The 10,657-nt window shown below is 35.2% G+C and carries 8 protein-coding genes and 6 tRNA genes; 11 read left to right on the top strand and 3 right to left on the bottom strand.

Annotation, left to right across the window (positions count from 1 at the left end; genetic code table 11):
- The first annotated feature begins 76 nt into the window (after positions 1 to 76).
- From DW269_RS03740 to DW269_RS03705, 8 genes are all read left to right on the top strand, one after another.
- Positions 77 to 153 (top strand) — tRNA-Met (locus DW269_RS03740).
- Positions 154 to 181: 28 nt separating this feature from the next.
- Positions 182 to 258: transfer RNA gene (locus tag DW269_RS03735), tRNA-Ile, on the top strand.
- Between the two features lie 10 nt (positions 259 to 268).
- Positions 269 to 345 (top strand) — tRNA-Met (locus DW269_RS03730).
- Between the two features lie 4 nt (positions 346 to 349).
- Positions 350 to 427, top strand: a tRNA-Asp gene (locus tag DW269_RS03725).
- Between the two features lie 4 nt (positions 428 to 431).
- A tRNA-Phe gene (locus DW269_RS03720) sits at positions 432 to 507 on the top strand.
- A 10-nt stretch (positions 508 to 517) separates the two neighbouring features.
- A tRNA-Ser gene (locus tag DW269_RS03715) sits at positions 518 to 610 on the top strand.
- Positions 611 to 724: 114 nt separating this feature from the next.
- Positions 725 to 1,909, top strand: a complete 1,185-nt coding sequence (locus tag DW269_RS03710; protein ID WP_117458608.1) for an MFS transporter — start codon at positions 725 to 727, stop codon at positions 1,907 to 1,909.
- Positions 1,910 to 1,911: 2 nt separating this feature from the next.
- Entirely contained in the window at positions 1,912 to 2,424 is a 513-nt protein-coding gene (locus tag DW269_RS03705; protein ID WP_117458607.1) for a nitroreductase, read from the top strand.
- Between the two features lie 174 nt (positions 2,425 to 2,598).
- Here the strand turns inward: DW269_RS03705 and DW269_RS03700 are convergent, their stop codons facing one another.
- Both DW269_RS03700 and DW269_RS03695 read right to left on the bottom strand, forming a co-directional pair.
- The gene (locus DW269_RS03700; protein WP_117458606.1) at positions 2,599 to 3,402 is read right to left on the bottom strand and encodes an HAD family hydrolase; all 804 of its coding nucleotides are present in this window, start codon (positions 3,400 to 3,402) and stop codon (positions 2,599 to 2,601) included.
- 6 nt (positions 3,403 to 3,408) lie between these two features.
- A complete protein-coding gene (locus DW269_RS03695) occupies positions 3,409 to 3,987 on the bottom strand; it encodes a histidine phosphatase family protein (RefSeq protein ID WP_199410028.1) in 579 nt (192 codons plus the stop codon).
- Between the two features lie 131 nt (positions 3,988 to 4,118).
- Between DW269_RS03695 and DW269_RS03690 the strand changes: the two genes are divergently transcribed.
- From DW269_RS03690 to DW269_RS03680, 3 genes are all read left to right on the top strand, one after another.
- Positions 4,119 to 6,461 carry an HAD-IC family P-type ATPase gene (locus tag DW269_RS03690; RefSeq protein ID WP_117458605.1) on the top strand — a complete coding sequence of 781 codons (2,343 nt, stop codon included), beginning with the start codon at positions 4,119 to 4,121 and terminating at the stop codon, positions 6,459 to 6,461.
- Positions 6,454 to 7,230: an HAD-IIB family hydrolase gene (locus DW269_RS03685; protein ID WP_117458604.1), complete on the top strand. Its 777-nt coding sequence runs from the start codon at positions 6,454 to 6,456 to the stop codon at positions 7,228 to 7,230. Before DW269_RS03690 ends, DW269_RS03685 begins: the two co-directional genes overlap by 8 nt.
- Positions 7,231 to 7,387: 157 nt before the next feature.
- On the top strand, positions 7,388 to 8,719 hold the full coding sequence (locus DW269_RS03680) for a citrate synthase (protein WP_117458603.1): 1,332 nt from the start codon (positions 7,388 to 7,390) through the stop codon (positions 8,717 to 8,719).
- A gap of 824 nt (positions 8,720 to 9,543) precedes the next feature.
- Here DW269_RS03680 and DW269_RS03675 read toward each other — a convergent pair.
- Entirely contained in the window at positions 9,544 to 10,608 is a 1,065-nt protein-coding gene (locus DW269_RS03675) for a branched-chain amino acid aminotransferase (protein WP_006507057.1), read from the bottom strand.
- Positions 10,609 to 10,657: the final 49 nt, after the last annotated feature.

Genomic DNA, 10,657 nt, shown 5'->3' with positions numbered 1-10,657 from the left:
AGAGCGCCTGCTTTGCACGCAGGAGGTCAGGAGTTCGATCCTCCTAGGCTCCACCAATTTAATTAATCATATACATGGCGGGATAGCTCAATTGGCTAGAGCATTCGGTTCATACCCGGAGTGTCGGGGGTTCAAATCCCTCTCCCGCTACCATTTGATTAAAAAGTACTCTGATAGATGAGGACCCTTAGCTCAGTTGGTTAGAGCCACCGGCTCATAACCGGTTGGTCGCTGGTTCGAGTCCAGCAGGGTCCACCAAATTACATATCGCGGGATGGAGCAGTCTGGTAGCTCGTCGGGCTCATAACCCGAAGGTCGTTGGTTCAAATCCTTCTCCCGCAACCAAGATGGTCTGGTAGTTCAGTTGGTTTAGAATGCCGCCCTGTCACGGCGGAGGTCGCGGGTTCGAGCCCCGTCCAGACCGCCATTTTGGTTCCGTAGCTCAGTCGGTAGAGCAGAGGACTGAAAATCCTCGTGTCGCTGGTTCGATTCCGGCCGGAACCACCATTAGAATGATGCAGGTTTACCCAAGCCCGGCTGAAGGGATCGGTCTTGAAAACCGACAGAGGATTAACGTCCTGCGGGGGTTCGAATCCCTCAACCTGCGCCATTGAATGTTACTCAGGAGAAATCCTGAGTTTTTTATTTTCAGAATATGTAAGAGATTACAGTATTGTTTCTGTTCTGTTATAATATTGTTATCACATGTAAGGGAGATTATATAATGGATCAGTCAAAAAGTATTAATGTTAGATACTCGATGTTGCAGGGCATTTACTTTGTAGGTTTCTGTACAGTTATGGGTTATGCTGCAGTATATCTAGGGTCAATTGGCATGAGCTCATCTTTAATTGGGATTGTACTTGCAATCGCAAATATTCTAACAAGTATTGCACAACCTGTACTTGGAGGATTTGTAGATAAGTCAAACATTTCTATGAAGAAAGTCTTAATGATCATGTTTGGTCTTTGTAGTATTCTATCTGTATTACTTATGTTTGCAAGCAGGGTTACATTCTTAGCTGCTGCTTTGTTTGTTGCAGTCTCTACAATACTCTATACAACAATGCCTTTAGTTAACTCACTTGCTTTTGCATTCCAAAAGCAGGGCATTGACGTTAAATTTGGTGTAGCACGTGGTATTGGATCAGTCGCTTATGCTCTTGCGTCTCTTGTATTAGGAAACGTTGTAAAGGCAGTAAGTCCTACTTTAATGCCTCTTGCTTATATTGTCATCTTCTTAGGTATTTTACCTCTTATTCGCTCATTTAAGATGCCAGAAGCTGAAGTAGATGAAGTTATTGAAGAAAAAGTAGTAGAAAAAGAAAGTACAGGTGCTTTTATTAAGAAGCATCTTAAATTCATGATTTTCTTAGCTGGTTTTATATTAGTTTATTTTGATCATACAATCATCAACAATTTCTTTATTAATGTAATTAAAAACGTTGGTGGTAATACTGGAGATATGGGAAATGCAGTATTCTTGGCTGCAATGTTAGAACTTCCTACTATGGCTTTATTTGAAAAGTATAAGAATAAAATCAATATCAAAAATACAATCATCATTTCCGCAATATTCTTCTCACTTAAACATACTTTAACTTATTTTGCGACAAATATGGTCATGATCTATTTAGCTCAGGCAACTCAAATGCTGGCTTATGCATTATTTATTCCTGCATCTGTTTATTATGTAGATAAATTATTTGATGCAAAGGATGCAGTTAAAGGACAGGCACTCGTTACTACAAGTATGACCGTATCTGGTGTACTAGCCAGTTTCTTAGGTGGTATTTTACTAGATAGTATGGGTGTTTATGAAACATTATTTTTAGGTTTAGTATTAAGTGCAGTAGGTACAATTGTAATGATTGTGACTGTTGAGAACGTAAATAAGAAGGGGGCTTAAATGTGTTAGATGTTTTAAAAACAAGAAGAAGTATTAGAAAATATACAGATGAAATGCCTAGAGATGAAGATCTTGAAAGAATTGTAGAAGCTGGTTTATATGCTCCTACTGGTATGGGCAGACAGGGCGTTAAGTTTGTAGTAGTAAAGAATAAAGAAATGAGAGATCATTTATCAAAGTTGAATGCTGGTGTTATGGGGAGTGATAAAGATCCTTTCTATGGTGCACCTGTTGTTATTGTTGTTTTATCAAAGAAAGAATATCCTACATATATCTATGATGGATCACTTGCGATTGGTAATATGCTCAATGAAGCGCATGGCTTAGGACTTGGTTCTTGCTGGATTCATCGTGCGAAAGAAGTATTTGAAGGTGAAGAAGGAAGAAGACTCCTTAAAGAATGGGGCATTGCAGAAGACTATGAAGGCATTGGAAATGTTATTATAGGATTTGCAGATGGTAAGGCTCCAGAAGCAGCGCCTTGTCTTGATCATCGTGTGATTATAATCGAATAATGAAATAATCCTCCTTGCGGAGGATTATTTTTTTATCGGAAACAGTGAAAGGATACCGGCTGCACCGACACCAAAACTGATGCCAATGGGTAAATAATATGGAAATTTGTTGTTGTCTTTTTTCATGACAATCACCTCAAAAAGAGTATATCATATTGATGTAAAATCAGATGTTTATTGTGGAAATAATGCCTTAAGAATATCCTCTAATCCATTTTTATCGATAGATTTACAGATGATATCGGCTTGTGCCTTTAATTCATCTACGGCATTACCCATAGCTACACCTATCTGACATAACTGAATCATTTCAATATCATTAAGACCATCACCAAATGCATAGGTATCATTGATATCTAAACCATAATGTTCGATAACCTTCTTAATGCCCACTGCCTTACTCATTGTAGGAGAAAAGAACTCAAATGAATTATCACTGCCATGCTGGTCATAACTAATAGTAGTACCAAACTTGCCATCTAAATAGTCGCTTACTTTTTGTTTGTCTTTATTTGTGACATTGGCTTCTATCTTAATGGCACGTTTTAAGACATCATCACGGTCAAAATCCATAGAGAACATCTCTTCCATGCCGAGGTTCTTAAAGAACGTATAAAGCTCTTTATAACGCTTATCAATATAAATATGATGTGCTGTTTCAATCATATAATCACAATTCAGTTCTTCAAGCATATCAACTGTCTGAGTCGCAAGTTCTGTATCCATTCTCTCTTCAAAGATAGATTCACCATCGATTTCGATATAACCGCCGTTATATAAGACATAACCATTAAAACCCAAATCAAGGAACTGCTGGTTAATCATGGCTTTAGGACGACCACTGCAGATAAAAAGCTTATGCCCATCATTTTGAATTCTTTTAAGTTCTCTTTTTACACCTTCAGGTACTTCGTGAACTCCATAAGTGTTATCTACAAGCGTACCATCAATATCAAAAAATAATACTTTCTCTTTCATATGTATCTACTTTACCTCTGGTCTTAATATTTCTACAAATTCAAACTCATTGTTGTCATATGTATAATGAAGAATACAGCAATTAGTAAAACCTCCAGAGTTAAAAATAATGTTTGGATCATTAAAAGCACTAAAGAAACACATGGAAGCCCCTGCATGACTGACTGCAAGAACAACATCATGATCTTCTTTATTCATCACTTCAGTTAATGTCTTTACAACTCTTTGCCTTACTTCTTCTGTTGTTTCACCACCATAATGGGGAAATAAGTCATCATATTTAAAATCATCAAAATGAGGATTTAAATCTTCACTTTCCCCTTCAAAAAGTCCAAAACCTCTTTCTTTAAGCCCTTTAAGTCTTGTATAAGGTACTTTACCCTCTGTTACTATTTCTAGCGTGTCAGAGGCTCTTTCAGCTGTACTAGAATAATAATGATCAAAAGGAATGTCCTTAATCAACTCTCTTGCAGCTTCTGCCTGCTTAATACCTAGTTCAGTAAGTGGAGAATCACATGAACCCTGGATTCTTCTTCGTACATTAAATAAAGTTTGTCCATGGCGCATCATATATAAATGTTTCATAATAAATATAACCCCTTTCATTGGAAGATAAGTTAATTATATCTATTATTTAAGAAAAAATTAAGGTGAAAGTACACAAATAATACACTTTTCTTTGTTAAGATAGTGCAATAGATTAAGGAGTGGTGGATATGAATGAATTAAAAGGCCTCTCACAACAAGAGGTACAAGAAAGAATAGAACAAGGACAGGTGAACTATACAGGTCAGTCTATTTCTAAAACTAAAAAGGAAATTGTGAGACAACATACTCTTACATATTTCAACTTTCTAAATATATTTTTAGCTGTTTTGATTGTGATTTCAGGACAGCTGCAGAACTTAACTTTTATTGGAGTTATGGTAGCTAATACAATATTAGGTATCATTCAGGAGTTCAAGGTTAAGAAAACTATTGATAAGCTAAGTGTTGTTACAGTAGAAAAAGTTAAAACACTTCGTAATGGTCAGCTGATTGATGTACCTGTAGAAGAACTTGTTATGGATGATATTATTTTCTTGACAGCTGGCAATCAGATTGGCACAGACTGTAAGGTTGTAGAAAATCATGCATTAGAAATCAATGAATCTCTTTTGACTGGGGAATCAGTACCTGTTAAAAAGAAGGAGAACGATGAAATCTATGCAGGAACCTTCGTTGTGGCAGGAAGTGGTTATGCAAAAGTAATCCGTGTAGGGAATGCGAACTATTCTACAAAGCTAGTGAACCAAGCAAAACATAAGAATCTTGCGTCTAGTGAGATGAGAGATTCTATTGAGAAGATTATTAAGGTTATGAGTATTATTATTGTGCCAGTCGGTCTATTACTCTTTAGAGCACAATATAAGGCCATGCCAAATGACTTTAATACCGCATTAGTTAAAACAGTAGGTGGTGTTATAGGTATGATCCCTGAAGGACTTGTCCTTCTTACTTCTTTATCTTTTGTATTAGGTGTTGGTCGTCTTGCAAAAAAGAAAGCTCTTGTTCAACAGATGGAATCTATTGAAGCATTAAGCAGAGTAGATGTACTATGTCTTGATAAGACAGGAACTATCACAACAGGTGAACTTAAAGTTAAACATATTGTTCCTATTAGTAATCAATATACGCGTGAGATGATTTGCGATATTATGGGTTCATTTGCTTTCTTAGTAGATGATATCAACCCAACTCAGAAAGCTTTAATGAATTACTTCACTAAAAATGATAAATATCATAAGAAATCAGAAGTACCATTTTCTTCAGAACGTAAATATCGAGCAATAACTTTTGATGATAATCGTTCTTTTGTATTAGGTGCTCCTGAATTCTTGACTGATAATAAAGAAATCTTAGATCAGGTCAGTGGTTACTCTGAATTTGGATTACGTGTATTACTGTTAGGAGAAGCAGATTATTTAGAAGAGGGACATTATCATTCTCTTACTCCAGTTTGTCTTATTACTATTAGTGATATCATTAAAGAAGATGCACATGATACATTTGATTATTTCAAATCTCAGGGTGTTTCTATTAAAGTCCTTTCAGGAGATAACCCTCTTACAGTTTCTCGTGTGTGCACCCTTGCGGGGCTTGATAACGCAAATAATTATATGGATGCTTCGACTCTCCCTGATACTGTAGAAGAAATGAAACAAGTATTAGGAGAAACATGTGTCTTTGGACGTGTTAAACCAGAACAGAAACAATTGATTATCAAAGCTTTCCAAGAAAATGGTCATGTTGTTGGTATGGTGGGTGATGGTGTCAATGATGTCCTTGCAATTAAAGATGCAGATTGTGGTATCGCGATGGCCAATGGAGCAGATGCGGCTAAGCAGGCAGCACATATTGTATTATTAGATTCTAACTTCAGTTCAATGAAGGAAATTGTAAACGAAGGTCGTGTCATCATTGCGAATATTGAAAAGGTCAGCTCACTATATCTAACTAAGACTATTTATTCTACAATTCTTAGTCTGATCTTTGGATTCTTCTGCTTAACTTATCCATTTACGCCTTTCCAGCTCTCTTTAGTAAGTGGTATGGCAATTGGATTACCATCATTCATTATTACTCTTGAACACGATACAACAATGAGTTCTAAGGGCTTCTTAACACATGTGATTCATACAGCACTTCCATGTGCTTTAAGTGTTGTAGTGCTTGTATTATTTAATTTCTTATTAAAATGGATGTTCTTCTTAAATGCGAAATACTTTTCTACATATAGTTTCTTAGTGACTATATTTATTAGCTTTATTGTATTATTTAAGGTTTCTAAACCACTCAATTTTTTAAGAAAGTTTAATATTGGTTTAAACATCCTGCTTACTATTGGCTGTCTTTACGCAATACCAACTTATTTTTATATGTATCCTATCACGGACTTACGTGTTATTATAGTAGTGGTTTTTGAATGTGTTGTTGCTTATTATTTAGTGAAACTCATTACAAAAGCATTAGATAACATAACTGAATATAGACGTTGGAAGAGGGAGAAGCATGGATAAAAAATATTTTTTCTTTGATATTGATGGCACTTTGACAGATATTAAAACAGGTATTCCGGTACCGAGTGCATTAGAAACAATTAAAAAATTACAGGATAAAGGACATTTTGTCGCAATTGCAACAGGACGTGCCTATTATAAAACAAAAGAAACTGCTAAGATGCTTGGTATTCATAATCTTGTATCTAATGGTGGGGCAGCACTTATTTATAATGATGAACTTGTTACTAATAGTCCATTAGATAGAGAAAAGGCTTTAGCTCTAATTCATGAAGCAGATGAAAAAGGCTTTGGAATATTAGTTGCTGTTAATGATAGTATTGATGTAGTGATGAAGGATGAACGCTTTATTGAACAGGTAGGAGAAAGACAGGAACCAACTCGTTATATTCTTGATAAGTCATTAAACTATGATGATTTGAAGGATATCTATAAGATTTATATTGCGATTCCAGAAGACAAAGAAGAAGAACTTACTTTAAGAGATACAGTGGGGCATATCCGCTTTGTACCGCCTTATCTTACTTATCAGCATGATGCAAAAGAAAAAGGCATTATCAAGATGATGGAATACTTAAAGGCTGATATTAAGGATGTTGTAGTTTTTGGGGATGGTGAGAATGATCTTGTTATGTTCAAGAAGGAATGGACATCTATTGCGATGGGCAATGGTGTAGAAGACTTAAAGAAAAAAGCAGATTTTGTCACAAAAGATTCTACAGATGATGGTATAGAATATGCATGTCGTCATTTTGGATGGATTGATTAAGAAGGAGTAATCCTTCTTTTTTTATATATAACACAAATACATGTATAGATAATTATAAAACAACTAAATAAACTTCTGATATTAATAAGAATACTTGTATACAATCTATGAATAATGTGATAGAATAGATTCAACCTTCAAAAAAGGAGTTGATGATATGGATCAGAATATAAAGGATTGTTTTAAGAAATCATTGGATGAAACAGCTATTCCTGGTGAACTTTATAAGAAGTATTCTGTAAAGAAAGGCTTACGTAATGAAGATGGTACTGGTGTATTAGTTGGTTTGACAAATATATCAGATGTAGTGGGGTACAAGAAGGTTGATGGTGAAAAAGTTGATGACTATGGTACATTGTATTATCGTGGTATCAATGTAAAGGATATTATCGAGAATGGAAAAGGTCGTCGTTTCTTATATGAAGAAGTCTGCTTCTTGATTCTATTTGGTTATTTACCAAATAGAGAGGAATTAGAGCACTTTAAGAAGATGATTAGCGATCGTTACACCTTGCCTGAAAGATACCTAGAATTAAATATTTTGGGTTATCCAGAGAAGAATCTAATGAACAAGCTACAAAGAGAAGTATTGATGCTTTATAGCTATGATGATGATCCAGATAATGTAGGTGTATTAGAAACATTAGATAAGGGAATTGATTTGATTGCGAAGATTCCTGTTATTGTCAGCTATACATATCAATCAAAAGTACATCATTTTGATAAGGGATCTATGATTATTCATCATCAGAATTATGATTATTCTATTGCTGAACAGATTTTATATTTATTAAGAAGAGATGGTACTTTCTCTAATAAGGAAGCAGAAGTACTTAATACTGCACTTATTCTACATGCTGATCATGGTGGAGGTAACAACTCTACATTCACAAATGTTGTTATATCTTCTACTGGTACAGATATCTATTCAGCTATTTCAGGGGCCATTGGTTCATTGAAGGGTCCAAAACATGGTGGGGCCAACTTAGCGGTTAAGAAGCAGATGGAACTTGTTATTAACGAAATTGGTATACAAGCTTCAGAACTTCGTATTAGACAAATAGTCCAGGACATCTTAGATGGGGACTTTAATGACCATACAGGACTTATTTATGGTATTGGACATGCTGTATATACATTAAGTGATCCACGTAGTGAAATCTTAGCTAAACAGTGTGAAGAATTATCATATGAAAAATTCAGACATGATGAATATGAATTTTATAGAAAATTCTCTGCTATTGCGATTGAGGAAATCTATAAGAGAAAAGGTATCCATGTCTGTACAAATGTCGATTTCTATAGTGGTCTAGTTTATGATATGCTAGGTATTCCTGAAGACCTTTATACATTACTCTTTGTAATTGGTAGAACAGTTGGATGGGTTGCTCATAATATTGAATCTAAGCTTTATAGTGGACGAATTGTTAGACCTGCCACTAAATTCGTGGGAGAACTTAAAGACTATAAGAATATTGAAGATAGATAGGGAAAATGCGACGAAAACCGCATTTTTTCTTTTGCTTTCAATAAAAAACACTACACTTTTGAACCAATAAATGTTACTATCTTTATAAGGATGTTGTCCTCTTAAGGAGAAATATATGGTTGTTTCCTATTTATTGACAATATGTGGTTCTTTAATCATAATTATTGGAGCTGCTGTATTTATTATTGGAAAACACAGCAAGTGAACTACTCCGGCTTAATTTTAAAATTAAGTCGGAGTTTTTAGTTTCTTAGTATTTAAGTTTTTACCTAATACTAGTTGATCCCTATTGTTATTGCGTGTCTACTTCGCCTCTATCGTATAGGATACTTGTATCCACAACCATTTATATCTGCATTTAGTACATTCTCATCAGCAATTCTATACTGTCCACGATTTATTCTCTTTCTACTGAAATGGTCTTATCCCAAAAGCTGGCCTTTGAGGTGTACGATTCTTCCTATGTTGCAAGTATGATGCCATTTGATTTACAGAGATATTCAAGCTTATCTTGAAGTATCTTATAGGGGATATCATATTACTTTTACCTATATTGGAATACTTCTGAAATGTTTCGTTATAGCCCACGATAAGTGTTCCTATATCATTATCAAGACAGTAATTAATCACAATGTGTGCTGTAGTCTTTGATTCTATTGTTGTGCTTACGCACTATTTTTTTGGTCATCTTATTGTCATAGTTCTGTTTTTCCTTGATGGACTCTAATCGTGCATTCTCCTGTCAATTTTATATATCTTATACTCTCTTTCATTCTAGACTACTTAATTATAAGCACAAAAAAAAGCGCCGAAGCGCTTTTTGATTATTTTACTTTATGAATCCAGTTGAACTTATCTGGAAGTTTACCCCATTGGATACCTGTTAAAGTATCATATAATTTCTGAGTTAATTCACCAGTCTTGAAGTCATTGATAAGAACTTCTTCACCCTTATAACATAATTCACCAACTGGAGAAATAACTGCTGCAGTACCTGTACCCCAAGCTTCTTTTAAAGCACCAGTACGTCCTGCTTCCATTAATTCATCAACACTTAGATGACGTTCTTCTACTTTATAGCCCCAGTCACGAAGAATTGTAAGCATAGAATCTCTTGTAACACCTGGAAGTACTGAACCTTCAAGAGGTGCAGTCACTACTGTATCGTTGATTAAGAACATGATGTTCATAGAACCAACTTCTTCAACATACTTTCTTTCCTGACCATCTAGCCATAATACCTGAGTATAACCATGTTCTTCAGCTTTTACCTGAGCAGCAAGTGAACCGGCATAGTTACCACCACATTTAGTGAAACCAGTACCACCCTTAACAGCTCTTACAAATTCATCTTCAATCCAAATCTTAACTGGTGCAACACCTTCAGGATAATAGTTTCCAACTGGTGTTAAGATAATAACGAATTTATATTTATTTGCTGGATGAACACCAACACCTGGTTCAGTCGCAAACATGAATGGACGAATATATAAAGAAGTTTCAGGTGCAGTAGGAATCCAATCCTGTTCATACTTAACAAGAGTTTCTACAGCTTCTACGAAGTCTTCTTCTGGTAATTCAGCCATACATAAACGTTTGTTTGAGTTTCTCATACGTTTCGCATTCATTTCTGGACGGAATAACTGAACATTTCCTTCTGGATCACGATAAGCCTTTAAGCCTTCAAAAGTTTCCTGTGCATAGTGAAGGACCATTGTAGCTGGATCCATCTGAATTGGAGCATATGGTACAATACGTGCATCATGCCATCCTTTTTCAGAATCCCAATCATATACAAACATATGATCTGTAAAATATTTACCGAAGCCAAGATTTGACTGATCTGGCTTTTCTTTAAGAGTCTTTGCTCTTTCTACTTTGATTTCCATTATTAAAATCCCCCTTTAGAATTGTTCTCATTATAGTACTATCATTTGC

It is taken from the genome of Catenibacterium sp. AM22-6LB (assembly GCF_003435615.1).
Classification (GTDB): Bacteria; Bacillota_I; Bacilli_A; order Erysipelotrichales; family Coprobacillaceae; genus Catenibacterium; species Catenibacterium mitsuoka_A.
This window is presented reverse-complemented; position numbering and strand designations above follow the sequence as displayed.

Coding starts and splice junctions, on each gene's coding strand:
- DW269_RS03690 (WP_117458605.1), top strand. CDS start 4,119: ATGAATGAATTAAAAGGCCTCTCACAACAAGAGGTACAAGAAAGAATA.
- DW269_RS03685 (WP_117458604.1), top strand. CDS start 6,454: ATGGATAAAAAATATTTTTTCTTTGATATTGATGGCACTTTGACAGAT.
- DW269_RS03675 (WP_006507057.1), bottom strand. CDS start 10,608: ATGGAAATCAAAGTAGAAAGAGCAAAGACTCTTAAAGAAAAGCCAGAT.
- DW269_RS03710 (WP_117458608.1), top strand. CDS start 725: ATGGATCAGTCAAAAAGTATTAATGTTAGATACTCGATGTTGCAGGGC.
- DW269_RS03695 (WP_199410028.1), bottom strand. CDS start 3,987: ATGAAACATTTATATATGATGCGCCATGGACAAACTTTATTTAATGTA.
- DW269_RS03680 (WP_117458603.1), top strand. CDS start 7,388: ATGGATCAGAATATAAAGGATTGTTTTAAGAAATCATTGGATGAAACA.
- DW269_RS03700 (WP_117458606.1), bottom strand. CDS start 3,402: ATGAAAGAGAAAGTATTATTTTTTGATATTGATGGTACGCTTGTAGAT.